Below are 26,093 nucleotides of genomic sequence, written 5' to 3'. Positions count from 1 at the left end.
TACTCAACCATGGTGCCCTTTATCGTGACACAGCAGCCTCAGCCGCTGTGGAAGATCGCGCTGGATTGCGTCGCGATATTAATGGTGTACGATTTCTTTTATTACCTGACCCATCGTTTTGTATTTCACGGCAACGGCTACTTCCGAAAAATACATGGACTGCATCACCAGGCTCGCCATCCAACATACATCGACGCCTTCTATGTGCACCCGCTGGAAACCTTTATCGGTATCGGCCTGTTTATGGGCTCTGCCGCGCTGCTGGGTATATTTATGGGGCCCTTTCACATAGCCACGCTGGCATTTTGTGTCTTGGTTTTCCAGAACCTGAACGTAATTAACCACTGCCATATTCGCATGGATCACTTTCCAGGAAGACTGCTGAGCTGGATTTCAGTCAAGCACGCCAATCACCACAAAGACATGCAGCAGGGTAACTATTCGACTATTACCCTGCTCTACGACAAGCTGTTTCGAACGTTTGTCTAACGTGCCGAAATGCCCTGGCCGCTACTCGGCCAGGGATTTGGAAACCACTTCGTACACGTCACGCGAGAGACCCGCACAAGCTGCGATGCGCTCCAGCTCCGCTTTCATCAAAGCCTGCTGTTCAGGCAAATATTTTTGCCACTTGGACAAAGGCCCAAGTAATCGTGCGGCAATTTGCGGATTGATGCTGTTCAGCGCGATAACCTGATCGGCCAGAAAGCGATAGCCAGCGCCATCAGTCTGGTGGAAGTTGACCGCGTTCTGTCCGCAAAAAGCACCAATTACCGCGCGCACCTTATTCGGGTTACGAATTTCAAAGGCCGGGTGATTGAGCAGCTCGTGAACCCGCGTCAGCGTGCCCGGACGACTGCAGGTAGCCTGCACCTGGAACCACTGGTTGATCACCAAAGGTTCATGCTGCCACTGCTGGTAAAACTGCTGCAGCGCCAGCGCCTTTTCCTTTTCGTAATCACTGTTCAACAAGGCCACCAGTGCCGACAAACGATCTGTCATATTGTCGGCGGTCGCCAGCTGCTCTAGGCAGAGCTGCAGGCTGTGCTCATCGGGCAACAGCATCAGGTATTGCAGACAGAGGTTTTTCAGGCTGCGACTCGCAATCTGTTCCGCCGTCGGTTGGTATTCACCCTGGGCCATCGACAGGCGACGATAAGTAGCCAGTAATTCGCCTTTGAGGGCGATCGCCAACTCGAGCCTCGCCTGCTGCCGGGCCGCGTGGTTGGCCAGCACATCAACCGGCTGCATCAACTCTGCCAGATAGCCCTCACTGGGCAAGGTCAACATGAGGGCCACCATCGCCGGGTCGAGAGACTCATCGCACAGCAGGCTTTGACCTGCGGTTATCAGACGACTGTCCAGCGCGCAGCCTTCTCCCTTGCGATGGGCGGCGATCATATCTTTCAAGGCAAGAACGCCCAGCTGCTGAGAGGCTTCCCAGCGGTTAAACCCATCAGTGTCCTGCTGCATCAAAAACAGCAGGTCATCCCGATCGTAGTCATAATAGAGCTTGACGGGTGCTGAAAATCCGCGCAGCAGGCTGGGCACCGGGGCTTCTTTCACCTGCTCGAAAATAAAGGTCTGCTCCGGCTCGGTAACATGCAACACCGTGTGGGTATTGTCGGCGGTTTCAGTATCAGGCTGCACGCCGCGCAAGGTTAGTGGCAGTGCACCTGCGTCACCGAGCAAGCCCATCGCCAGAGGGATATGGAAAGGCTGCTTCTCCTTTTGTCCTGGCGTTGGTCGACAGTTTTGCTTAACCGTTAGTGCAAAGGTTTCTGCCGCCGCATCATAGTGTCCAGACACCTCAAGTTCTGGCGTACCGGCCTGTGAATACCAGTGTCGAAACTGTGTCAGATCTATCCCGCTGGCCTCCTCCATTGCCCGCACGAAATCTTCACAGGTCACTGCCTGACCATCGTGACGCTCAAAATACAGGTCACTGCCCTTGCGAAACTGTTCCGGCCCCAGCAAGGTATGAATCATGCGCACCACTTCCGCGCCTTTTTCATAAATGGTCACAGTGTAAAAATTGGAAATTTCCATGTAAGAATCCGGGCGAACCGGGTGTGACATAGGGCCGGCATCTTCAGCAAACTGCGCGGTGCGCAGTAGGCTTACGTCCTCTACCCGTTTGACGACGGGAGACCCCATATCCGCCGAAAATTCGGCGTCGCGAAATACGGTAAAACCTTCTTTAAGGCTTAGCTGAAACCAGTCTCTACAGGTGACGCGGTTACCAGACCAGTTGTGAAAATATTCGTGAGCGACGACGCCCTCAACGCGCTGAAAGCCTGCATCGGTAGTGGTTCCGGGGCTAGCCAGCACGCAGGAGGTATTGAAAATATTGAGACTTTTGTTTTCCATCGCCCCCATATTGAAATCATCAACCGCAACAATATTGAAGATATCCAGGTCGTATTCGCGGCCGTAAACCTCCTCATCCCAACGCATCGCGTTCTTCAATGAAGTCATCGCGTGGTCGCATTTATCAACATCTTTGGCTTCCACATAGATGTGTAAATCAACCTTGCGGCCACTCATGGTGACGAAACTATCGCTTACCCGTTCGAGATCACCTGCCACTAGGGCAAACAGATAGGCTGGCTTTTTAAATGGATCTTCCCACACCGCCCGGTGACGACCATTGGCCAGGTTTTCCGTGGCGACAAGATTGCCATTGGATAACAGCACAGGATAGCGTGCCGCATCCGCATCGACGGTAACCGTGTACACCGACATCACGTCGGGGCGATCCAGGTACCAGGTGATCTTGCGAAAACCTTCGGCCTCGCATTGGGTGCAGAACATACCACTAGATTTGTACAAACCTTCAAGCGAAGTATTGTTGTGCGGTTCTATACGCGTGGTACAGGCAAGCTCGAACTGTGCGGGCACGTCGGGTATTGTCAGTGTTTCACCGTTAATCTGGTACGCACTGCCGCTCAAGGCCGAGCCGTCAATTGACAACGACACAAGTTCCAGCTCAGCGCCGTCGAGCTGCAAGGCAGCCTTGTTAGAGGGTGCTTGCGGATTGCGCCGCATCGCCAACCGTGAATGCACCAGGGTATGCGATTCAAACAGTTCAAAATGTAAATCGGTTTTATCAATCAGAAAATCAGGAACACGATAATCTTTCAGGTATATGGTGGTCGCCTGTGCATCACGCATGATTGAACTCCACTGTTAACGCACGAAAAGGTAGTCTGCCAGTTTATTCGGACAGGCTGAGTCGATAACCGCCGTATTTACGCATATTGATCACACCGGTATCGAGGATAAGGTATTGCCCCTTAATCCCCATCAACGTACCTTCAACCGAGGGTAACTTGTCGAGATTAAAGGCTTTTACTTTGGCGGGATACGCTTCGACAGGGAAGCGTATCTGGCATTCTTTCTCATTGAGCGCCGTTATGGCTGATTCACCATAACGGGCCTGCAATTCCTGTATGTCGGTCTCACATTCGGCCATCAGCCGCTGCGCCTCAGCCGCCAGGTCAACCGGGTCGGGTTCGCTTTTCAGCATGGCTTGCCAGCTGGTTTTATCCGCCACATGATTTTTGAAGACAGTTTCCACCAAACCTGATTGCAGCCGGTTGCTCACCCGAAAGATCGGCAAGGCCTGAGTCGCGCCCTGATCTATCCAGCGGGTCGGAACCTGCGTCCCGCGGGTAATGCCCACTTTGACCTTGGAGGTATTGGACAGGTACACGATGTGGTCTGTCATGCAGTGGGTCTCGGCCCATTCAGGTTCTCGGCAGGTTCCCTCAAAATAATGACACTTTTCCGGGCTCATAATGCAACTGTCGCACTGCGCGAGCTTTTGGAAACAGGGGTAGCAATAGCCCTGACTAAAACTCTTCTTGGTTTTCCGATCGCAGTGAACGCAGTTGATCACCCCGTCAAAATCTATTTTTAGTCGTTGACCAATGCGCGTATTCATATCCAGCAATTGATCACCCAGAGGTAATTGATAATGGGCAGTGCCCTCAACCAGCTCGGTACGCATTTTGCTGATATTGCCTTCGCCGACTACGCCCATTACTGATCCGCCCACTTCAAGATGCTGGTCGCCGCGTCGTCGTCACACAGCTCCCCATCAGCTTTGCTACCACGATCGATATAGCCCACCCGCTGCTCTTCAGTCAGGTTGCGCAGATCATAGGTAATCACCGCCTCCATACAAATTTCACGCTGTCCTGGCGACAGGCGACGACCATCTGGCCATTTGCCAATTTCTACCGCGCGCTTGAGGGCAGCGTGGATTTCCGGCGTCATGGCTTTGAGCATTTCATCTACATTCATGGGCTGTCTTCAGTTGTATGCTTTCAATTGCGAAAAGAGGGGAATTATATCAAAGCCGTCAACGCGCAGTGAGAGTGCGCAGCACGATGGCCACGACTGCCACCACAATGCCGCTGACAAGCCCACCAAGGTGGGCCGCATTGGCAATTGCGCCCAATCCCACCATCTCGGTAAAGCCGACCATACAAATAAATAGCCAGGCCAACATGAAAATAACGATCCCTTTGGGTAGTTCGTAGGCAGGGACCGGCGCGAAACGTTGCCAAACAACGATATAGCCCAGATAGCCATATATCACGCCAGACATGCCGCCAAACAGCTGCCCCGGGGTATACCAGACCTGAGCCAGATTGGACGCGACGCCGACTGCTACTGTCAGCAGCAACAGCCACAGACTGCCCTGCTGAAATTCAATGCGCCGACCCAGCTCCCACACCCACAGCGCGTTGAAGGTGATATGCAAAAACCCAAAATGCAGGAACACCGGCGTAAACCAGCGCCAATACTGCCCCGGTGCCTCGCTTAACAGGTAGCCGTTGTCCACCGCGGTCAGCTGGTAGTAACTCAATACAGACGATAATTCCGGGCTCAGCGACGTCAGGCCAGCACCAATAATACTGGCTACAATCAACAGCAGTGTTACTGGCAGAAAGGCCTTGGGGTGTGCGGGACGATCTTGTGCGCGGCTCTCTCCCGCTATCACACCAATCTCCAATTCTCCGGCCAAAAAGCGCTCGTAGAACGCTCGAACCAAAACCGCAGACTCCCTATCCATCACCCAGACGACCTGCTCTCCCTGCTGCTCACTAATCTGATGAGCTACGCCCTTGTCGATCAGGAACACCGAGAGCGGACGCAGATCCTTGGAAAGAGGTGCGCGAAGTGCTTCTAGATTCATCTATTGCCCCAGCTTCCCGCCCCAACCCAGCTTATCGCGACAACTGGCATAAAAGCTGTGACTCGACGGGTGAATCATTGTCATCTTATGGGGCTTTTTACGCACGTAGACTACGTCGCCCGGCCGGGTCGGGATAATCTCCTGACCATCACAAGTCACCGGTGCCGGGAGTTTGTTGTCCGCCAAAATCACGATTTTTATTTCGCTTTTGCCATCGACCACAATGGGCCGACTACTGAGGGAGTGGGGAAACATCGGCACCAGGACAATGGCGTCGAGCTTCGGGTGCATAATCGGACCACCACCCGACATGGAATAAGCGGTGGAGCCCGTCGGGGTCGAAATAATCAATCCATCAGAGCGCTGACGATAGACGAATTCACCCTCAATGTAGAGGTCAAACTCCATCATATGCGCTGAGGTACCCGAATTTACCACCACATCGTTGAGTGCTTCTCCAGCGCCTACTGGCTCACCATTTCGCGTCACTTCAACATCTAGCAGGAAGCGCTTTTCCTTCGTGTAATGACCGTCCAACACGGCGCCGATCTGTGCTTCCAGATCATCCGGTGAAATGTCTGTAAGAAACCCCAGCCGGCCGCGGTTAATACCCAGCACTGGCGCAGGCTGCTTGGACAAGGTGCGTGCAGCCCCCAGAAAACTACCATCACCGCCCACGACAATGACCAGATCACAAATTTCCCCGATCATTTTGCGTGGACTGACACGAAGCCCGTGCTCAGGCAACAGGCGCGCGATATGTTCGCCCAACACAACCGTCAGATCGCGCGACTGCAGAAAGCACACCAGACGTTGCAAGGTCTCTGCAACACCGTTACCTTCACGTCCTACAATGCCGATATTTCGAAAGGTTTCCATAAAATTGGTCATTTCACCCCGGCCCGCCAGTATCGCACTATGACAGACTTTATTCATTCTCTTCAGCACCCGCGGGTGCGGCAACTGGCCTGGATATGCTTTTCAGAACCGCTGATTGCCAACTTCAGCGGCTTGACGGACGACTCGCCACACAAGGTTACCGCACCTGCATTTCAACTGCACGAAGGCCGGCGCCAGTGGCTGCGTTCGCTCGATCAGGAACCCGGCCCGCTGCTCGATTACATAGACGAGCACTGCAAGTCGCGACGACTCGGACTGATTTTTGAAAGTTATTGGCATTTCTTCCTGAAAGAAGACCCTGACACGACGCTGCTCGCCCACAATCTACCCGTGCGCGACGAAGGCCGCACGCTGGGTGAATTTGACGTTCTTTACCATTGCCATCGCCGCGACCAGTCTATTCATCTGGAATTGGCGATAAAGTTTTTTATGGCCACACTGTCCCCGCTCGCCCCCGGCAATGCGCTGAGCTACTGGCTGGGACCCAACAGCCGAGACCGACTTGATATCAAATGGGCCCGTATGGCATCACATCAGCTTGCACTGCCACACCGCTCTGCCAGCCGCGCCGTGCTGAGCAACTTGGGTATCAACTCGCTGGCGCAAGAAGTGGCCATTAAGGGCTGGCTGTTTCATCACGCCTCTGGCACTCCCCTACACCCCAATATTCATCCTGAGCACCCTCGCGGCTTCTGGCAACATCGTTCAGATTTTTTACAGCAGGAAAATCGCGCCTCTTGGCGCTATTTAAGCAAACCCGCCTGGCTAGGCGACCGCGATGACAGTGACAAGTTGACCGACAAGTACCTAGCGCTGGCGGCCGAACGACCGGTGATGGTATTGAGCGACAATGGAGAGCGGCGAATGATTGCACCAGACAGCTGGCCAGCATCAGTCCTGGGGAATGATTCGGATTGAGCGAAAATTTTCTTCGTCTGCGGCCCACAGACTCCTACGCGATGGACGTCGCATAAGAGCCTGGGGGTTTCAGAACTGCACTAAGGCAGATCGTCGATGGGCTCGCCTTCTTTCTCCGGAATAATCAGATCTTCCTGGGAAATGCCCATGGCCAACATAAAGTTTGCTGCTACATACATGGAAGAGTAGGTACCCACCACGATGCCGATGATCAAGGCTTCTGCGAAGCTGCGGATCATCTCGCCGCCGACAAAAAACAGCGCCAACAACACCAGTAAGGTGGTTAACGAGGTTACCAAGGTTCGGCCCAGGGTCTCTGTTAGCGATACGTTGAGCACGTCTATTGACGGTATTTTCCGCAACTTGCGGAAATTTTCGCGAATGCGGTCCGACACAACAATCGTGTCATTGAGCGAGTAACCGATAACAGCCAATAGAGCCGCCAAGACCGTCAGATCGAAGTCGATACTGAACAAGGAAAACGCACCCAGCACAATAATCACGTCGTGCACCAGCGCAATAACCGCCCCGGCAGCAAACTTGAACTGAAAGCGCATGGAGATATAGATCAACACCACAATCAGTGCGAGCAGGATAGCCAGACCGCCCTGTTCACGTAACTCCTCACCCACTTGCGGGCCAACAAACTCGATCCGCCGGAGCTCGACGCCCACCCCCGCAGCATCTGTGAGCACCCCGAGAATGGTCTCTCCTAACTCGGGGCTCATACCCTGCGGCAAGCGCACCAGTACGTCGGTGTCCGAGCCGAAAAACACAACGACAGCATCAGCATAGCCGGCATCAGCGAGTGTTTGGCGGATGCTGGAAAGCGGTTGCGCTTCGTCGTAAACAACTTCTACAAGGGTACCCCCAGTAAAGTCGAGGCCAAAGTTCAGACCTTTTCCAATTAAGGATCCGATTGATATCAATATCAGTGCAATAGAAAACGCCGCCGCAATTTTGCGGGCGCCCATAAAATTGATCACTTTATCCGTCATGACTAACCTCAGATCGCCAGTTTATTAACACGGCGACCGCCGTATATCAGGTTGATGATGGAGCGAGTGCCCATGAGAGCCGTGAACATCGAGGTAATAATCCCGATAGACAGGGTCACCGCAAAGCCTTTAACCGGCCCCGTACCCACAGCATAAAGAATAATCGCCACCAGCAAGGTAGTGATATTGGCATCCATGATCGTCACAAAGGCACGATCAAAGCCGGCTGAAATGGCCTGCTGCGGTGACGCCCTGTTAGCCAGTTCTGCGCGAATTCTGGCAAAAATAAGCACGTTGGCATCCACCGCCATACCCACCGTTAATACAATCCCGGCGATACCCGGCAAAGTCAATGTAGCTGACAAAATCGACATCACCGCAATCAGCAACACGATATTGACCGACAGGGCTATCACAGCGGCTACGCCGAACACTCGGTAATACAACAACATGAACGCAGCAACCAGCGCCAGACCAATCTGCACTGACAGCACACCCTGTTTAATATTTTCGGCGCCCAGTGACGGCCCAACCGTACGCTCTTCAACAAAATCGATCGGCGCTGCCAGCGCACCAGCGCGCAGTAGCAGTGCCAACTCCGCTGCTTCTGCTGGGCTGTCCAGTCCGGTAATACGAAACTGAACACCCAACGCATCGCGAATGGTCGCAAGACTGATTATGCGCTTTTCATCGTATGGCGTTTTTATAACTTTCTCTTCGCCGGACGCTGTCTCAACATAGGTCGTGCGCGTTTTGCGCTCAATAAACAGCACCCCCAGACGGCGATTGATATTGTGGCGCGTTATCCTGTGCATCAGGGTGCCGCCTTCGCTGTCCAGCGTGATGTTTACCTGCGCCTGTCCAGTTTGCTGATCAAACCCAGCCTGGGCATTGGACACTCGTTCGCCCGTGATAACGATATCCTTTTCCAACCAGGCACCGGCATCGCCATAGCGGTCAGAACGGAACTCGAAGTACTGACGGTCAGACGCTGGCGCGTCATAACGTGCTTCTAAGCGAAATTCCAGATTCGCTGTTTTACCCAGAATCCGTTTGGCTTCCGCGGTATCCTGGATACCCGGCAATTCAACCACAATGCGGCTTTTGCCCTGGCGCTGAACCAAAGGCTCGGAAACCCCCAGTTCATTGACTCGATTACGCAGGGTCGTCAGGTTCTGCTCCACTGCGTAATTTTCAATTTCTTTACGGGTTTGCTCGCCAATAACAGCACGCAGAAAGTAATCCTCACCCTCTTCCGTTTTGGTGACCTGAAGCTCGGCGTATTCATCTCGAATTACTCGCGCTGCGCGGTCTCGCAGCTCTTCGCTCTTGAACCGGCCTTCTATAGCACCGTTGTCCTGCAACTGCACCAGTCCGCGAATACGCTCTTGGCGAAGTGCGCGTTTGATTCCCGTACTGTAGAACTCCTGACGCCCGACTATCGCGCTATCGGTATCCACTTCCAGCAGAAAATGCACACCACCACTAAGATCCAGGCCCAGCTTCATGGGCTGGCCGCCCCACGCGGTGAGCCAATCCGGTGTGGTAGGTGCCAGATTCAACGCAACGATAAAGCCGTCACCCAGAGCACGTTGGATCAGTCGCTGAGCGGTAAGCTGCTGCTCGCGATCTTTAAGCCGCACCAGCGCCGAATTACCTTTTTCCGAGATGGATTCCCCGAAATGCTCAATACCTTCGGCTTCCAGCGCCTTGGTCACTTTCTGCAGTTCAACTTCACTGATGATGGCGCCACCACTTTCACCTGAAATCTGAATTGCCGGATCGGGGCTGTAAAGGTTGGGGGCGGCATAAAACAGCCCAAACGCCACGATCACCAGTATCAGTGCGTTTTTCCACCAGGGGTACTTGTTCATTTAATCCTGTCCACCGTTATTGTCGGCCCCAAATAGGGCCTGTGTTCTGGCCAGTGCCTGCTAAAAGCGAGCGAGTATAACAAGCACTGGCGTAGATTGCTGTTGCAGAGAAGTTACCCGAGCCAGACGCGAGCGTTGCGGAACAGACGCAGCCAGGCGCCGTCTTCCTGCCAGTCATCCGGATACCAGGAGTTGGTCACTGCACGAAATACCCGCTCTGGATGCGGCATCATGATAGTGACACGACCATCTTCGGAACACAGCCCAGTCAGCCCCTCAGGAGAACCGTTCGGGTTTGCCGGATAGACCTCAGTGGCTGCCAGTTGTGTATCCACAAAGCGCATTGCCAGCGTGCCGCTGTCGAAACACTGCTGCTGATGTTCGACCGAGCGAAACTCTGCCCGACCCTCGCCGTGGGCCACCGCCACCGGCATGTGAGAACCCGCCATGCCGGCGAGCACAATAGAAGGTGATGACTCAACTTTAACCAGCGAAAAACGCGCCTCAAATTGCTCTGAGCGATTACGTACAAAACGCGGCCAGTGCGCAGCACCAGGGATAAGGTCACGCAGGTTGGACATCATCTGACAGCCATTGCACACCCCCAGCGAGAACGTGTCTTCGCGGGTAAAATACGCTTCAAATTCATCACGCGCGCGATTGTTGAAGAGAATGGTTTTGGCCCAGCCTTCACCTGCGCCAAGTACGTCGCCATAGGAGAAGCCACCACAGGCGGCAAGCCCTTTGAAGTCCGCCAGCGATACTCTGCCGCTGAGAATATCACTCATATGCACATCAACCGCGGTAAAGCCAGCGCGATCAAAGGCCGCAGCCATTTCCATCTGCCCGTTGACACCCTGCTCACGCAGAATAGCCACCTTCGGCTTAGCCCCCCGCTGGATAAAGGGTGCAGCGATATCCTCGTTGATATCATAAGTAAGCTTCACACTCAGACCAGGGTCATCCGCCAGCAAGGCGTCATACTCCTGCTGGGCACACTCCGGGTTGTCGCGTAGCGACTGAATCGCATAGCTGGTTTGCGACCACAAACGCTGACAATACGAACGCGGCTTATCAAATAACACCTCAGCAAAGCGGCGAATGCGTAGCGCATCACCCGTTTCCGGTTTGCCAATTTCAACCACCTGCTGCGCGAGCCCAAAGTCGGCAAACACCGCCTTAACCGCATCGATGTCACCGCGACGAACCTGCAGCACCGCGCCCGGCTCCTCGGAATACAGCACCGCCAGGCTTGGCCCTTCCAACGCAGAGAGGTCAACATCCAACCCGCAATGTCCAGCAAAGGCCATTTCCGCTAGCGTCACAAACAAACCGCCGTCTGAACGATCGTGGTAGGCCAACAGCTTGTCTTCAGCCAACAGCGACTGAACCGCGTTAAAGAAGCCCTTAAGTTGCTCAGCACTGTCAAGGTCAGCCGGCTCATCGCCAATCTGGTTATAAACCTGCGCAAGACAGGACGCGCCTAGGCGATGCTTGCCATTGCCCAAATCCACCAGCAATAGACAGGTATCTTCAGCCAGCGCTTTGAGCTGCGGGGTAACCGTTTTGCGAACATCGAGCACTGGCGAGAAGGCTGAGATAATCAGAGACATTGGCGCGGTAACGGCTTTCTCTTCATCACCTTCATTCCAGACCGTGCGCATGGACATGGAATCTTTACCCACGGGAACCGTGATCCCGAGCTGCGGACACAATTCCATACCCACTGCACGCACGGTGTCGTAGAGTCGTTCATCTTCGCCAGGGTGACCCGCCGCACACATCCAGTTAGCCGACAGTTTGATGTCGGACAGCTGGCCAATCCGGGTAGATGCAATATTGGTAATGGCTTCAGCAATGGCCATTCGACCGGATGCCGGGCTGTCAATCAGCGCCATTGGCGTGCGCTCACCCATCGCCATCGCCTCACCCGCATAGCTGTCATATGACACGGTGGTAACCGCACAATCCGCTACCGGCACTTGCCAGGGGCCGACCAGCTGATCACGGTGCACCTGACCGGTTACCGAGCGATCGCCAATAGTGATCAGAAATTGTTTACTACCGACGGTAGGCAAGCGCAACAGCCGCTCTGCGGCTTCTTCCAGATCAACGCCTTCCAGATCCAGCGTGGGCTTGGCAAACTTTGCTCGCTGTACCTCCCGATGCATTTTCGGCGGCTTACCAAACAATACCGACATCGGCAGATCTACCGGATTATTTTCGAAGTGCGTGTCGCCAACACGTAGGTGTTTCTCGTCTGTTGCCTCGCCTACCACGGCATAGGGACAACGTTCGCGCTCGCAGATGGCTTCAAATGTGGCCATGTCTTGCGGATTGATGGCAAGTACATAGCGCTCCTGGGATTCGTTGCACCAGATTTCCAGCGGCGACATACCCGGTTCTGCATTAGGCACGTTCCGGATATCGAAGGTGCCGCCGGTGCCGCCGTCTTTGACTAGCTCCGGAAAGGCATTAGACAGGCCGCCCGCACCCACATCATGAATAAAGGCTATGGGGTTTTGCTCACCACGAGACCAGCAGCGGTCGATAACTTCCTGGCAACGACGCTCAATTTCCGGGTTCTGACGCTGCACCGAGGCAAAATCCAGATCTTCGCTGGAGGCCCCGCTGCTCATGGAAGACGCCGCGCCACCACCCAGGCCAATCAGCATAGCAGGCCCACCTAGAACCACCAGTTTGGCACCAGCTGAAAACGGGGGCTTATCCACGTGTTCGGCTTTGATATTACCGTAGCCACCGGCAATCATGATGGGCTTATGGTAACCGCGCCGCTCCTCGCCGTTAGGGCCAGCAACCGTTTCTTCGTATGTACGGAAGTAACCACAGATATTTGGACGGCCAAATTCATTGTTAAACGCGGCGCCGCCAATAGGCCCTTCCACCATAATATCCAGCGCTGAAACTATTCGAACGGGTTTGCCGTAATCCTGCTCCCAGGGTTGGGTTGCACCGGGCAACTGCAGATTGGAAACGGTAAAGCCCGTCAATCCCACTTTGGGTTTAGAGCCACGGCCGACTGCACCCTCATCGCGAATTTCACCGCCACTGCCCGTTCCCGCCCCCGGGAATGGCGCTATTGCAGTAGGATGATTATGGGTTTCCACCTTCATCAGCAGATGAATATCTTCCTGATGGTAGCGATACTCAAAATTGTCCGCCTCGGGGTAGAAACGGCCAGCCTTGGTGCCCGTCACCACGGCTGCGTTATCCGCATAGGCGCTGAGCACATTTTCTCCGCCCAGTTCATGCGTATTTTTGATCATTTTGAACAGGGAGTAGGCCTGCTCTTCGCCGTCTATACTCCAGCTGGCGTTAAAAATCTTGTGGCGACAGTGTTCCGAGTTGGCCTGGGCGAACATCATCAATTCAACGTCAGTGGGGTCACGCTGCAATCCGCTGAAAGCCTCCAGCAGATAATCAATTTCGTCGTCCGCCAACGCCAGCCCAAGGCTTGTGTTGGCCTGCTCCAATGCCTCACGCCCACTAGCCAGCACAGGCACAGTTGCCAGCGGTGCAGGCGCCTGCTGCTGAAAAAGCACCTCGGCCTGTTCCGGCGTGGCAAACACCGTTTCAACCATACGATCGTGAAGCGCGGCGCGCACCGCCTGCAGCTGTTCTTCAGTGGGCGATTCGCTGAACAACAGCCGATATTCCACCCCCCGCTCCAGACGCTGAATTTTGTTCAACCCGGCATTGCGGGCTATATCAGTCGCCTTGCTCGACCATGGGGAGATAGTGCCTACCCGCGGCGTCACAACAACACTGAGGCCGTCCACCGATTCCTGCTCTAGCGAGGGCCCGTAATGCAACAGCTGGTCCAGCACCGCCTTCTCATCCTCTGTGAGCGCACCATCGATAGCCGCCAGATGAACAAAATTAGCTGACAGCGCCCGCAGATCGGGTACGATGTCATGCAGCGTCAATTTGAGCTTTTCCAGCCGGAAGTCGGAAAGCGCCGGGGAGCCGGGAAGTATCAGCATGCTGGGAGAGTGCCTTGTGTGAGCTAAAATTGAGCGGCGTATTGTAATCGATTTGGCGGCGAATTTTTATCGAAATCCACCACTTGCACCGGACGACAAATCTGGCGCCTAAACCCCGCCAAGGCTAGAATTGTGACAAATTACCGCTGAGCATGTTGTGAACAGACTCCCGACCCTAGTTACCCTACTGTTTAGCCTGTTGCTGGCCGCCTGCCAGGAGCAGGACAGCCTGGATCATATCCAGAAGGAAGGCGTCCTCAAGGTAGTGACCCGCAATGGCCCCACCACCTACTACGAAAACCGCGGCACAGGCACCGGCTTCGAGTACGTGCTGGCCAATATGTTTGCTGACTACCTGGGTGTAGAGCTTAAAGTAACCCCTGTATACGGCATCGACGACCTGTTTCTGCGCCTAGAGAAGGGACGCAGCCATATTGCGGCTGCAAGCCTCACCCCCTCTCAGGAGCGAAGCCTGCACTTCGAATACGGCCCTACCTACATGAAAGTACGGCAGTTTGTCATTTATCGAAGGGGCATTGCCTACGCTGATTCGGTAGAAGACCTCATTGGACGCAAACTGCAGGTCATGCAGGGCAGCACCCAGGAAGAAACCCTAAGAGAACTCCGGGAAGAGTATCCAGAGCTCACTTGGGAATCGCCTCCAAAACTCGAAACGGCTGACCTGCTGGAATTGCTTGAGAATGGCGACATCGAATTCACCGTCATCGACTCCAATGAGTATATCGCCAATAAAGGCTTTTACCCCCAACTCCGCGTCGCCTTCTCTATCGGTGAACCCAGCGCTCTCGCGTGGGCACTGACGAGCAAGTACGACAACACCCGCCTGCAAAAAAAACTGGATGCTTTTTTTGAGAAGATCCGCGGCAGCGGTGCTCTCGCCAGTTTGGTGGAACGCTTTTATGGCCACAATGAAAGCAATACCCAGATTAACTCGCAGACCTTTGTTGAAGCGGTAGAGTTGAGACTCCCGGAATACAAGGATCTGATTGAACAGGTTGCACTGGAATACGAAATCGACTGGCGCCTGCTGGCCGCCATGAGCTATCAAGAGTCCTACTGGAATCCGCGAGCAGTTTCACCCACCGGGGTTAAAGGCATGATGATGCTGACCCGACGCACGGCCAAAGAGATGGGTGTCAAATACCGATTCGACGCCCGCCAGAGCCTTCGCGGCGGAGCCCGTTACTACAAAAAAATCTACCAACTGCTCGATGATACGATTCCCGAGCCAGACCGCAGCTGGTTCGCGCTGGCGTCCTACAATATCGGCCGCGGCCACCTTGAAGACGCCCGCACGCTCACCAAAAAACAGGGCGGCAACCCCAATCTGTGGACCGATGTAAAAGAGCGCCTGCCTTTACTGCGTCAACGCAAATACTTCAGTAAAACACGCTATGGCTTCGCCCGTGGTGACGAAGCCGTGCACTACGTACAGAATATCCGCCACTACTACAGCCTGCTTACCTGGACAGAAATAAGCAAGGTGCGGGTACCGCCACCCAAAGTCGCAGAAGACTTGCTTCCACCAGCCTTGGCGCCATTTTACAAGGCACTGTGATCAGACACACACCCTTGAGTGATCACTAATCTTGAAAGAACTGGGATTGAGACGTGGAACTCAGCGCCGTTTATTGGCAAAAAAATCGCTCATCAGCGTCGCGCACTCTTCAGCCAGTACACCGCCCTCCACCTCCATCCGATGGTTATAAAACGGTTGCGACAAAATCTGCAACTGACTGGCAACCGCGCCCGCTCGAGGTTCCGGGGCACCATACACCAGACGGCTGACACGCGCGTGAATCAACGAACCGGCGCACATGGTGCATGGCTCAACAGTGACATAAAGGGTTGTGCCGGGTAACCGGTAATTACTCACCGCCTTTGCTGCATTGCGCAGCACAACCACTTCAGCGTGCGCAGTGGGGTCATTGCTGCTGATTGGCTGATTAAAACCTTCTGCCAATAGCTCACCGCCGCGAACCAGCACGGCCCCCACCGGCACCTCACCCAGACGCTCCGCTTCACGTGCCAGCGCTAGGGCATGGCGCATCCACTTTTCGTCATCGGCGAGCACCGATTACTCCCATTCAATGGTAGCTGGCGGCTTACTGGAAACGTCATACGTTACGCGCGAGACACCGGATATTTCATTGATAATCCGGTTGGAGACAGTCTCCAACAGCTCGTATGGCAGGTGAGCCCAACGAGCAGTCATGAAGTCGATGGTTTCTACGGCGCGCAGCGCTATAACATATTCGTAGCGGCGCTGGTCGCCTACCACCCCTACCGATTTTACCGGCAGGAATACGGCAAAGGCCTGGCTGGTTTTGTGGTACCAATCAGCCTTGTGCAGCTCTTCAATAAAGATAGCGTCGGCCTCGCGCAACAGGTCGGCGTATTCTTTTTTAACTTCACCCAGAATGCGTACACCCAAACCAGGCCCCGGGACGGGATGACGATAGACCATGTCATACGGCAGGCCCAGCTCCAAACCGATCTTGCGCACCTCATCCTTGAATAGTTCGCGCAGCGGCTCTACCAATTCAAAACGCATGTCATCTGGCAGACCACCCACATTGTGGTGGGATTTGATCACATGGGCCTTACCGGTTTTGGCTGCAGCCGACTCAATGACATCCGGATAAATGGTGCCCTGCGCCAGAAAATCCACATCTTTCAGCTTCTGGGCTTCTTCATCGAAGATCTCAATGAAGGTATTGCCGATAACTTTGCGTTTCTGCTCAGGGTCATTGATGCCTTGCAAGCGCGATAGGAAGACTTCAACTGCATCAGCGCGAATTACCCGTACACCCATGTTTTCGGCAAACATGGTCATCACTTGATCGCCTTCGTTTTTACGCAGCAGGCCATTATCCACAAACACACAAGTCAGCTGATCGCCGATAGCGCGATGCAAGAGCGCCGCCACTACCGAACTGTCTACACCGCCGGACAGCCCCAGCAATACTTTACGATCACCAACCTGTTTACGTACCCGCTCAATACCATCGTTAATGATGTTCTCTGCGGTCCACAGAGCCTCGCATCCGCAAATATTCAGCAAGAAGTGCTCAAATATACGCTTGCCCTGCAACGTATGCGTCACCTCCGGGTGAAATTGCACACCATAGAATTTCCGGGCTTCATTCACCATACCGGCTATAGGACACGATGGTGTTTCGGCCATGACGGAAAACCCTTGCGGCAGGGTCACAACCTTGTCGCCATGACTCATCCACACATCGAGCTGAGCGCGAGAACCTTCCATGTGATCTGCAATATCTTGCAGCAGGCTACCGGGCTCATTGACCGATACTCGCGCGTAACCAAACTCGCGAATCGTAGACGACTCGACCTTGCCGCCTAATTGCTCAGCCATGGTTTGCATGCCGTAACAGATGCCCAGCACCGGCACATCCAGCTCAAACACAACCTGCGGCGCACGCGGCGACTGACCGGCGGTTACCGACTCAGGCCCCCCTGCCAGAATGATGCCTTTTGCATTAAACGCACGGATATCCTCTTCCGGCATATCAAAGGCATGGATCTCACAGTACACACCGATTTCGCGTACACGACGTGCAATAAGCTGGGTGTACTGGGAACCGAAATCTAGAACCAGAATACGGTGAGAATGGATGTTTTGCATGCTTGTGTCTCTGATCTGAAAAGAGAAACGGGGCCTGCGCCCCGTGTCGACAATACCTGTGGCTTTTCGGCGAGAGCGAGCAGCACTCACTCTCGCGATCAGCCTTACCCGCGCGGGTAGTTAGGTGCTTCCTTGGTGATACTCACGTCATGCACATGACTTTCGTTCATACCGGCAGACGTCACCCGGGTAAACTGAGGCCGGGTACGCATGGTGTCGATATCAATACTGCCGGTGTAACCCATGGCAGAACGCAGCCCACCCATCAACTGATGGACAATGGCAGACAGTGACCCTTTAAAGGGAACACGGCCTTCAATACCTTCTGGAACCAGCTTCTCCACGCCTTCTTCCGCACTTTGGAAATAGCGATCGCTGGATCCCTGGGTTTTAGCCATGGCGCCCATTGAACCCATGCCACGGTAGGATTTGTAAGTACGCCCCTGATAAAGCTCCACTTCGCCTGGAGCTTCTTCTGTACCGGCAAACATGGAACCCATCATCACCGAGTGCGCACCGGCTGCAACCGCCTTGGAGATATCGCCAGAGTAACGAATACCACCATCGGCGATGACCGGCACATCGGTTCCCTGCAGGGCCTCCACGACATTGGCAATCGCCGAAATCTGAGGCACGCCAATACCGGTGACAATCCGGGTAGTACAGATTGAGCCCGGTCCAATGCCCACTTTCACGCCATCGGCACCTGCTTCCAACAGAGCCTTGGCCGCTTCTGCGGTCGCGATATTGCCACCAATCACGTCGATCTGCGGATATTGCTGCTTGATCATAGATACCCGCTTGAGCACATTACGGGAATGCCCGTGAGCGGTATCAACCACCAGCACATCTACCCCAGCCTCGACCAATGCGGCAACCCGGTCATCGGTATCGGCACTGGTGCCTACGGAGGCTCCGACACGCAGCTGACCGGACGCATCCTTACAAGCGTGAGGATAGGTCTGGGCATTGTTCATATCCTTGACGGTAATCATGCCGCGCAGCTTAAAGGCATCATTGACCACCAGGACCTTTTCGATACGATTGCGGTGCAGCAATTCACGCACCAAGGCCATATCGGCGCCTTCCTGCACCGTTACCAGCTTATCTTTTGGCGTCATGATCGCCGACACGAGCTTGCTCGGGTCTTCCTCAAAACGAACATCGCGACTGGTCACAATACCCACCAGCTCGCCTTTGTCCATGACCGGCAGGCCGGAGATCTTGTTTTTACGTCGCAGCTCAATCAGATCCGCCAATGTGGCATTGGCATCAATGGTGATAGGGTCTTTCACCACACCACTTTCGTGCTTTTTGACCGCACGTACTTCTGCGGCCTGCTGCTCGATCGTCATGCTTTTGTGGATAATGCCAATACCCCCTTCCTGAGCAAGCGCAATGGCGAGACGGCTTTCGGTCACCGTATCCATTGCTGCAGACAGCAGGGGAATGTTCAATTCAATATTACGGCTCAGACGAGTCCGCAGGCTCACATCCTTAGCGGTAACCTCGGAGTAGCCTGGCAGTAGGAGTACATCGTCAAAAGTGAGGGCTTCTTGTGCGATTCGCAGCATAGCTTCTTCCGGTGATCGCGAGTTAATCGGACAATTTTAAGGGATGGGGGCCATGCGAGTAAACCAATAGTCGCCGGCTTTGCTCTCATTCGTTTACAATGCCGCCCATGCAAACACCCTCTCCTACTGATGTTCTGTCGGTTGGCCAGCTCAATAGGCTGGCAAAACAGCTGTTAGAAGACTGTTTTTCGCAGGTTAGCGTGGTTGGCGAGCTTTCCAACCTCGCGCGCCCTGGCTCAGGCCACTGGTATTTCACATTAAAGGATGACCGCGCCCAGATTCGATGCGCGATGTTCAAAAGCCGGAACTTTGCGGTGCGCTTTCAGCCCCAAGCGGGGCAGCAGGTGCAGATCACCGGCAAAGTAAGCCTGTACGAGGGGCGCGGCGACTATCAGCTAATAGTCGACACGATGCAGCCCGCAGGGGCTGGCGCGCTGGCCCAGGCTTTTGAACAGCTTAAACAGGAGCTCAAGGCGGCAGGCAAGTTCGATCGCAAGCGCGCGTTGCCGAAACGGGTTCGCCACTTGGCGGTGATCACCTCCCCCACCGGTGCGGCGATCCGCGATGTGCTTTCGGTGATCGCCCGCCGCTGGCCGGCACTTCGCGTTACCCTGATCCCCTCTCAGGTGCAGGGTGAGGCAGCAGCCGCGCAGCTTGTCAACGCTCTGAAACTGGCCAACCAGCTCAGCGGAGACGACCGCCCAGACGTTGTGTTACTAACCCGTGGCGGCGGTTCGCTGGAAGATCTATGGCCCTTCAACGAACGTAGCGTGGCCGAAGCGGTATTCAGCAGTGAGCTACCCGTAGTAAGCGCTGTCGGGCACGAAGTTGACTTCAGCATAGCCGACTTTGTTGCCGACCTGCGCGCACCCACACCGTCGGCGGCCGCAGAGCTACTGTGCCCGGACCAAATGGAAGTGCGCACTTACCTCAGCTCACTCAACGCCTCGTTGCAGAACCAAATACTGCGGACACTGCGCGGTGCCCGCGAAAGACAGCAGAGTCTGCACAAGCGGCTTCGTAATCCCGCGCAATTGATCAGTGAGCGCTCGCAACGTCTCGATGAACGGGAATTGTATCTGCAACGCCTGATTGGGCAGCTCTTACAAACCCACCGCCATCGCGTAAACAGTCTGGAAAAACGCCTGCTGTCGCTCAGCCCCAGTCGCCAATTGACACAGCAACAGCGACAACTCGAAGAGACCCAAAAGCGACTGATGGTCGCAGTCAGAAACGCGCTGCGCCACCAGCAACAACGCCTGAACCACACAGCAGAAATGATCCGCAAGCTGAGTCCCGACGGCACTCTTCAGCGGGGCTATGCGATTGTGCTGGATGCACGTGGAAAGGCCGTGACGGATGCTGGCTCGCTATCCCAGGGCGACACCCTTCAGGCACGATTTGGACGCGGCCGAGCTACTGCCACAGTGACAACCGTCGAACCGGCTGGAGAAGATTCATCAGCGAACCCGGCTCCTACGCCGACGGGCAATTAGGAGCCGAGCTGCTGCTGGTTTAATAGCTTTCGGGCAGCTGTTTGAGCAGCAAAATCTGGCGAGACTCAATGGCGATATACTCGCCGATCGTCAGGTCCTTCAGGATTCGCGCAACCATTTCACGTGAAGCGCCGACTCGGTCGGCAATATCCTGCTGAGTCAGCTTTTCCTGGATTCGCCCCACACCTTTGTCGTCAGTCTCCGCCAATGTCGTCAGCACTTTGGCCACACGGCCGTATACATCCTGCAATGCCAGCGCTTTAACGTCGTCGGTCAACTTGCGAATGCGACGAGTGAGGTTGCGGATCAGCGTGCGCGCGATATTCGGATGAGCATCCAGAACGGTATTGAAATCCTGCTTATAAATCACCCGAAAACTGGCCGTTTCCATGGCGCGAACAGAGGCGGAACGGCGGTCATCATCCAGCAAGGCAAGCTCCCCGAAATAATCGCCATCTTCGAGAATATCGAGCACAAAGTCCTTACCGTTCTTGTCGCTACAGTAAACCTTAACGCGCCCACGCTCTATGATATAAAGGGAGTCAGCCAGATCACCTTCGTGAATGACAACTGAATTTTTACTGAACTCTCTGGCAACGCTGGCACGACGCAAGGCCTCCAGCTCTTCATTACTCAAACCCTGAAACAAGTCCACTGTATCAAGTCGCATTCACAGTCTCCCTTTTGTTTTAGACAACAATATCCTTTTCTATCAGCCAGCACTACCCTCCGGCCGCATATGTGGAAACAGCAACACGTCGCGAATGGACGGAGAATCGGTTAACAGCATAACCAAGCGGTCAATACCTATACCTTCACCGGCTGTCGGTGGCAAGCCATATTCCAACGCCTTGATATAGTCAGCGTCGTAGTGCATAGCCTCAAGATCTCCACCTTCTTTTTCGGCAACCTGCTCCATAAAGCGGGCCGCCTGGTCTTCTGCGTCATTCAGCTCCGAAAAACCGTTAGCAAGCTCTCGACCACCAACAAAAAACTCAAAGCGGTCTGTGACGAAGGGATTCGCATCGCTTCGGCGAGCAAGCGGGGAAACCTCAGTTGGGTACTCCGTAATGAAGGTTGGCTGGTCTAATAGATGCTCTACAGTCTCTTCAAAGATTTCGATCTGTACCTTACCTAGACCCCAACTATCCTTCAGCTTGATACCCAATCGCTTCGCAATTTCCCGCGCCTGAGTATCGTCTGCCAGCGCCTCGGCGGTGATGTCAGGGTTGAATTTCAACACTGCATCAAACACCGACAGGCGCTGGAAGGGCTCGCCAAAATCGTAAACTTTCTCGTTCACCACCTCGCCATCTGCATTGCGCTCGGTTTGTACCACGCGGGTGGTGCCTAACACTTCCAGCGTTACCGTTCGCAACATGTCTTCCGTCAGATCCATCAGGTCTTTGTAGTCTGCGTAAGCCTGATAGAACTCCAGCATTGTAAATTCTGGATTGTGCCGTGTTGACAAACCTTCGTTGCGAAAGTTTCGGTTAATTTCGAAAACTCGTTCAAAACCGCCAACTACTAGACGTTTTAGGTACAACTCAGGAGCGATTCTGAGATACATATCAAGATCGAGTGCGTTGTGGTGCGTGATGAAGGGACGCGCACTGGCACCGCCGGGAATCACCTGCATCATGGGCGTTTCCACTTCCATGTAGTCTCGCTCACCCAGATAGCGGCGAATGGAGCTCACAATTTTAGCGCGTGTGCGAAATACGTCACGAACTTCGGGGTTGACGATCAGGTCGACATAACGCTGACGGTAGCGCATTTCCTGATCCTGCAAACCATGGAATTTGTCGGGCAAGGGGCGCAGGGATTTAGTCAGCAGTTCCACCTTTTCCAGGTAGACGTAGAGATCACCCTTTCCGGATTTATGCACAGGCCCGGTGGTACCGATAATGTCCCCGATATCCCAGGTTTTGATTTCTTCCATCTGCTCGGCGGGGAGCGTCTTCTTGTCTACATACGCCTGAATTCGCCCGGTGCCATCCTGCAGTACCAGGAACGGCCCCCGCTTGGCCATAATGCGACCTGCGACACAGGCCTTGCGATCCAGTGCTTCCAACTCGGCCTTATCTTTCTCGCCCAACTCGTTTTGCAGGTCTGCCGCATAGTCGGTTCGACGATAGGTATTGGGAAAAGCGTTGCGCTGATCCCGTATTTTCTGCAATTTTCCGCGACGTTCCGCGATCAGGCGATTGTCGTCAGCGTTCAGAGGAGTTTGCTCGGTCATTGAGGTACCTATGGATTAGAGGCCGCTTTTCAGGCTGGCTTCAATAAATTGATCGATATCGCCATCCAGCACCCGATCGCAGTTGCTGGTTTGTACGTTAGTGCGCAAATCCTTGATACGCTGGTCATCCAGCACGTATGAGCGGATTTGACTGCCCCATCCGATATCCGACTTGCTGTCTTCTACCGCTTGGGCCGCCTGATTGCGTTTTTGTAGCTCCAACTCGTAAAGCTTTGCCTTGAGCATTTTCCAGGACTTATCGCGGTTCTGATGCTGCGAGCGCTCGCTCTGGCACTGCACCACGATGCCCGTAGGTTCGTGGGTCAGACGCACCGCTGAGTCGGTTTTGTTAATGTGCTGACCGCCCGCGCCGCTCGCTCGATAAGTATCGGTGCGCACATCGGACGGATTAATCTCAATATCGATATCATCGTCGATCTCCGGCGAGACCCAAACCGATGCAAATGACGTATGTCGACGATTGCCCGAGTCAAAAGGCGACTTGCGCACCAAACGATGAACCCCGGTTTCCGTTCGCAGCCAACCGTAGGCGTACTCTCCACTAAACTGTACTGTGGCACTTTTAATGCCTGCAACCTCACCAGCAGAGACTTCAATCAGCTCGGGCTTGAAACCACGACGCTCACCCCAGCGCAGATACATGCGAAGGAGCATATTGGCCCAGTCCTGCGCCTCAGTACCACCAGAACCGGCCTGAATATCGAGAAAGCAGTTACTTGCATCCATCTCGCCGGAAAACATGCGGCGGAACTCTAGGGTATTAAGCCCGGCCTCGAGTTTTTCAATGTCGCCTTCGAGCGCTTCGAGCGTGTCTTCATCGCCCTCTTCCACCACCATTTCCAGCAGTTCAGACAAGTCCACCAGACCGCTGTCCATCTCGTCTATGGTGTGCACCACAGCCTCTAGTGCTGCTCGCTCGCGCCCAAGGGCCTGCGCTTTGTCTGGGTCGTCCCACACGGAGGGTTCACCCAGCTCCAGCTCGACTTCAGTCAGCCGCTCTTTCTTGTGAGCGTAGTCAAAGATACCCCCGGAGCACGTCTGTTCGCTCGGTCATATCCTTGATTGATTGTCTCAGTGCGTTAACTTCCAGCATGTAGAGTCTGTCCAGCGATAAAAAGAGCGGCAATTTTACAGGAAGGACACTAGAGCTGAAAGCCGCGACGCTGTTTTGGGGTGCCCGCCCGGCGACAGCACAGATTCACCGATCAGGCAGTCTTGCCAGTGCTCCCGAAACTCAGTGGCACGCCGTAAAATAATGGCTAGTCCATAACCTCGAGGGACTGCACCATAAGCTGCAATTGCTCTGTGCCGCGAAATCGGTTTACATCCAGCGCATAGTAAAGCCGCACCCGGCGGGCGTCAGGGTTGGGCCAGACATCGGGGTCAATATTGAAGGCAATGGCATCAATGGCTTTTTGCGGCGAAGATTCCGGCGCAACCACCAGTTTTAGATGCTTTTCACCGACGATACGCTGATTAATCAGTAAAAATTCGCCATCGAATCGCGGCTCGGGAAAATGCTGGCCCCAAGGTCCTGCGTCCAACAGTGACTGAGCCATAGACTGGGTCAGCTCGCCAGCGTGCAATTCACCATCACTACTTAGTCGCGCCTCAAACAGCTCAGGATCTGATTGCTCGGCAATCGTGCTGGCGAACGCATGCGAAAATTCATCGAGCGCCGCTCGATGCAGGCTCAGCCCGGCTGCCATAGCATGCCCCCCGAACTTAATGATCGCGCCGGGACACCGTTTATTGACCAGATCCAGCACATCGCGCAGATGAATACCGGCGATGGAACGGCCTGAGCCTTTGACCGTGTCGTTGTCTTCAGGTGCGAATGCGATAACCGGCCGGTGAAAACGCTCTTTAATACGTGAAGCCACCAAACCAACCACGCCGGGATGCCAGGTATCGTCATGCAAGGTGAGCCCCAGCGGCATTTTATCGGCATCCAGTTGCAGGTTTTCAAGGTGCCGCAATGCCTCCTGCTGCATGCCCTGCTCAATCTCGCGCCGCTCACGGTTAAGACTATCCAGCTCTGACGCCAGCCTTCTCGCCTCGTCAGCGCTGTCTGCCACCAGACAGCGGATGCCCAGCGACATGTCATCGAGCCGACCGGCCGCATTAAGGCGCGGGCCGACCACAAACCCAAGATCTGCGGCCTGCAGATGCGTGGGGTCGCGCCGCCCCACCTCCAACAGCGCGTAAATACCGGGACTGGCCATGCCGGCCCGAATCCGCCGAATGCCCTGAGCCACCAAAATACGGTTGTTATGATCCAGCGGCACCACGTCCGCCACCGTACCCAGCGCGACCAGATCGAGGTAATCCGCCATGCGTGGCGGCGCGATTGCCCTCTTCTTAAACCACCCTGCAGCAGTCAGTCCTGCGCGCAGGGCCGACAGCAGATAAAACATAACGCCCACACCAGCCAGAGCCTTGCTTGGAAACGGACAGCCCGGTTGATTGGGGTTCACAATGGCGAGCGCGTCGGGCAATTCGTCACCCGGCAAATGGTGATCGGTCACCACCACGTCAATACCACACGCATTGGCGGCTGCGACGCCGGCGATACTGGAAATGCCGTTATCTACCGTAACAATCAGGTCAGGGGTGGATTGGGCGGCCACGTCAACAATTTCCGGGCTCAGACCATAGCCGTACTCGAACCGATTGGGCACGAGGAAATCCACGCGTTCAGCACCAAAAGCTCGCAACACGCGAAGACCAAGTGCCGAACTGGTAGCGCCATCAGCGTCGAAATCGCCGACGATCAGTATCTTTTGCTGGAGAGTAATTGCGTCGACAAGGCGTGATACCGCTTCGTCCAGTCCCTTGCAGGTAGGCGGCAACAGGCGGCTCAGCGACAGGTCACAGTCTTCATCCTTGAACAGCCCACGCGACGCATAAATACGCTGCAACAGCGACGGCACGGCATCAGAAAACCCAACCTTGTCCAGCGCCGGCTGGCGTCGCTGAATAATAAGACTCATCAGGCGCTGATGTGCGACGCCATAAAGGATTGCACCGCAGCAAGATCGTTATCGAGCACCTCATAGCGCTCAGGCAGGGTCAGCAAATCCTGCATGTGATGCGGCAGTGCCGGTGATTCGGGGTAGCCTGCCTTCATGACCGCATCCGGGAATTTGGCCGGATGCGCAGTCGCCAAGGTCACCATCGGCACACTGCG

At 54.7% G+C, this 26,093-nt stretch carries 19 protein-coding genes and 1 pseudogene; 4 read left to right on the top strand and 16 right to left on the bottom strand.

The features are described from left to right. Positions 1–489, top strand: a 489-nt coding sequence (locus ABYP39_RS06855) for a sterol desaturase family protein (protein WP_372781735.1), incomplete at its 5' end; no start/stop codon positions are given. A 21-nt stretch (positions 490–510) separates the two neighbouring features. Here the strand turns inward: ABYP39_RS06855 and pepN are convergent. From pepN to ABYP39_RS06830, 5 genes are read right to left on the bottom strand one after another with little or no spacing between them, the layout of a single operon-like run. Then, positions 511–3,174 (bottom strand): aminopeptidase N, encoded by a 2,664-nt coding sequence (gene pepN / locus ABYP39_RS06850; RefSeq protein ID WP_372758480.1) that lies wholly within the window; start codon positions 3,172–3,174, stop codon positions 511–513. Positions 3,175–3,217: 43 nt separating this feature from the next. Further along, a complete protein-coding gene (locus ABYP39_RS06845; protein ID WP_372758479.1) occupies positions 3,218–4,045 on the bottom strand; it encodes a DUF2797 domain-containing protein in 828 nt (275 codons plus the stop codon). Next, positions 4,045–4,308: a YeaC family protein gene (locus ABYP39_RS06840; RefSeq protein ID WP_372781733.1), complete on the bottom strand. Its 264-nt coding sequence runs from the start codon at positions 4,306–4,308 to the stop codon at positions 4,045–4,047. Before ABYP39_RS06840 ends, ABYP39_RS06845 begins: the two co-directional genes overlap by 1 nt. 58 nt (positions 4,309–4,366) lie before the next feature. Beyond that, positions 4,367–5,206: a rhomboid family intramembrane serine protease gene (locus tag ABYP39_RS06835; RefSeq protein WP_372781731.1), complete on the bottom strand. Its 840-nt coding sequence runs from the start codon at positions 5,204–5,206 to the stop codon at positions 4,367–4,369. Continuing rightward, positions 5,207–6,085, bottom strand: a complete 879-nt coding sequence (locus ABYP39_RS06830) for an NAD(+) kinase (RefSeq protein WP_372758995.1) — start codon at positions 6,083–6,085, stop codon at positions 5,207–5,209. It abuts the gene before it with no gap. Between the two features lie 39 nt (positions 6,086–6,124). Between ABYP39_RS06830 and ABYP39_RS06825 the strand changes: the two genes are divergently transcribed. Then, on the top strand, positions 6,125–7,024 hold the full coding sequence (locus ABYP39_RS06825; protein ID WP_372750099.1) for a DUF1853 family protein: 900 nt from the start codon (positions 6,125–6,127) through the stop codon (positions 7,022–7,024). A gap of 80 nt (positions 7,025–7,104) precedes the next feature. Here the strand turns inward: ABYP39_RS06825 and secF are convergent, their stop codons facing one another. From secF to purL, 3 genes are all read right to left on the bottom strand, one after another. Then, on the bottom strand, positions 7,105–8,022 hold the full coding sequence (secF, locus tag ABYP39_RS06820) for a protein translocase subunit SecF (protein WP_372758993.1): 918 nt from the start codon (positions 8,020–8,022) through the stop codon (positions 7,105–7,107). An 8-nt stretch (positions 8,023–8,030) separates the two neighbouring features. After that, complete coding sequence (secD, locus tag ABYP39_RS06815) at positions 8,031–9,896, bottom strand: protein translocase subunit SecD (RefSeq protein WP_372781729.1); 1,866 nt, start codon at positions 9,894–9,896, stop codon at positions 8,031–8,033. Positions 9,897–10,009: 113 nt separating this feature from the next. Continuing rightward, on the bottom strand, positions 10,010–13,900 hold the full coding sequence (gene purL / locus ABYP39_RS06810) for a phosphoribosylformylglycinamidine synthase (protein WP_372781727.1): 3,891 nt from the start codon (positions 13,898–13,900) through the stop codon (positions 10,010–10,012). 157 nt (positions 13,901–14,057) lie between these two features. On the opposite strand from purL, the gene mltF reads away from it, so the two are divergent. Beyond that, positions 14,058–15,479 (top strand): membrane-bound lytic murein transglycosylase MltF, encoded by a 1,422-nt coding sequence (gene mltF / locus ABYP39_RS06805; RefSeq protein WP_372781725.1) that lies wholly within the window; start codon positions 14,058–14,060, stop codon positions 15,477–15,479. A gap of 60 nt (positions 15,480–15,539) precedes the next feature. Here mltF and tadA read toward each other — a convergent pair whose 3' ends face one another. From tadA to guaB, 3 genes are all read right to left on the bottom strand, one after another. Continuing rightward, positions 15,540–15,995, bottom strand: coding sequence for a tRNA adenosine(34) deaminase TadA (tadA, locus tag ABYP39_RS06800; RefSeq protein ID WP_372781723.1), 456 nt, complete (start codon positions 15,993–15,995; stop codon positions 15,540–15,542). A 3-nt stretch (positions 15,996–15,998) separates the two neighbouring features. Next, on the bottom strand, positions 15,999–17,570 hold the full coding sequence (gene guaA, locus ABYP39_RS06795) for a glutamine-hydrolyzing GMP synthase (protein ID WP_372781721.1): 1,572 nt from the start codon (positions 17,568–17,570) through the stop codon (positions 15,999–16,001). Between the two features lie 104 nt (positions 17,571–17,674). Then, entirely contained in the window at positions 17,675–19,144 is a 1,470-nt protein-coding gene (gene guaB, locus ABYP39_RS06790; RefSeq protein ID WP_372781719.1) for an IMP dehydrogenase, read from the bottom strand. 107 nt (positions 19,145–19,251) lie between these two features. Here guaB and xseA point away from each other — a divergent pair, with 107 nt between their 5' ends. Beyond that, on the top strand, positions 19,252–20,640 hold the full coding sequence (gene xseA, locus ABYP39_RS06785) for an exodeoxyribonuclease VII large subunit (RefSeq protein WP_372781717.1): 1,389 nt from the start codon (positions 19,252–19,254) through the stop codon (positions 20,638–20,640). Positions 20,641–20,659: 19 nt separating this feature from the next. Here xseA and ABYP39_RS06780 read toward each other — a convergent pair whose 3' ends face one another. From ABYP39_RS06780 to ABYP39_RS06760, 5 genes and pseudogenes are all read right to left on the bottom strand, one after another. Next, the gene (locus ABYP39_RS06780; protein ID WP_372747246.1) at positions 20,660–21,310 is read right to left on the bottom strand and encodes a Crp/Fnr family transcriptional regulator; all 651 of its coding nucleotides are present in this window, start codon (positions 21,308–21,310) and stop codon (positions 20,660–20,662) included. Between the two features lie 42 nt (positions 21,311–21,352). Continuing rightward, positions 21,353–22,882, bottom strand: a complete 1,530-nt coding sequence (lysS, locus tag ABYP39_RS06775) for a lysine--tRNA ligase (RefSeq protein ID WP_372747245.1) — start codon at positions 22,880–22,882, stop codon at positions 21,353–21,355. A 15-nt stretch (positions 22,883–22,897) separates the two neighbouring features. Beyond that, a protein-coding gene (gene prfB / locus ABYP39_RS06770) for a peptide chain release factor 2 (protein WP_372747244.1) occupies positions 22,898–23,996 on the bottom strand; the annotation gives its coding sequence in 2 pieces (ribosomal slippage) (positions 22,898–23,920 and positions 23,922–23,996; 1,098 coding nt in all). 166 nt (positions 23,997–24,162) lie between these two features. Continuing rightward, positions 24,163–25,896, bottom strand: coding sequence for a single-stranded-DNA-specific exonuclease RecJ (recJ, locus tag ABYP39_RS06765; RefSeq protein ID WP_372781715.1), 1,734 nt, complete (start codon positions 25,894–25,896; stop codon positions 24,163–24,165). Continuing rightward, positions 25,896–26,093: pseudogene (locus tag ABYP39_RS06760) on the bottom strand (threonine synthase); the annotation flags it as partial. The gene recJ and the pseudogene ABYP39_RS06760, both read right to left, overlap by 1 nt.

Origin of the sequence: Litorivivens sp. (assembly GCF_041625495.1) — a bacterium.
Taxonomy (GTDB): domain Bacteria; phylum Pseudomonadota; class Gammaproteobacteria; order Pseudomonadales; family Spongiibacteraceae; genus Litorivivens.
This window is presented reverse-complemented; position numbering and strand designations above follow the sequence as displayed.

Coding starts and splice junctions, on each gene's coding strand:
- guaB (WP_372781719.1), bottom strand. CDS start 19,144: ATGCTGCGAATCGCACAAGAAGCCCTCACTTTTGACGATGTACTCCTA.
- ABYP39_RS06825 (WP_372750099.1), top strand. CDS start 6,125: ATGACAGACTTTATTCATTCTCTTCAGCACCCGCGGGTGCGGCAACTG.
- purL (WP_372781727.1), bottom strand. CDS start 13,900: ATGCTGATACTTCCCGGCTCCCCGGCGCTTTCCGACTTCCGGCTGGAA.
- ABYP39_RS06840 (WP_372781733.1), bottom strand. CDS start 4,308: ATGAATGTAGATGAAATGCTCAAAGCCATGACGCCGGAAATCCACGCT.
- secF (WP_372758993.1), bottom strand. CDS start 8,022: ATGACGGATAAAGTGATCAATTTTATGGGCGCCCGCAAAATTGCGGCG.
- ABYP39_RS06830 (WP_372758995.1), bottom strand. CDS start 6,085: ATGGAAACCTTTCGAAATATCGGCATTGTAGGACGTGAAGGTAACGGT.
- recJ (WP_372781715.1), bottom strand. CDS start 25,896: ATGAGTCTTATTATTCAGCGACGCCAGCCGGCGCTGGACAAGGTTGGG.
- lysS (WP_372747245.1), bottom strand. CDS start 22,882: ATGACCGAGCAAACTCCTCTGAACGCTGACGACAATCGCCTGATCGCG.
- xseA (WP_372781717.1), top strand. CDS start 19,252: ATGCAAACACCCTCTCCTACTGATGTTCTGTCGGTTGGCCAGCTCAAT.
- ABYP39_RS06780 (WP_372747246.1), bottom strand. CDS start 21,310: ATGCGACTTGATACAGTGGACTTGTTTCAGGGTTTGAGTAATGAAGAG.
- ABYP39_RS06845 (WP_372758479.1), bottom strand. CDS start 4,045: ATGGGCGTAGTCGGCGAAGGCAATATCAGCAAAATGCGTACCGAGCTG.
- ABYP39_RS06835 (WP_372781731.1), bottom strand. CDS start 5,206: ATGAATCTAGAAGCACTTCGCGCACCTCTTTCCAAGGATCTGCGTCCG.
- secD (WP_372781729.1), bottom strand. CDS start 9,896: ATGAACAAGTACCCCTGGTGGAAAAACGCACTGATACTGGTGATCGTG.
- guaA (WP_372781721.1), bottom strand. CDS start 17,570: ATGCAAAACATCCATTCTCACCGTATTCTGGTTCTAGATTTCGGTTCC.
- pepN (WP_372758480.1), bottom strand. CDS start 3,174: ATGCGTGATGCACAGGCGACCACCATATACCTGAAAGATTATCGTGTT.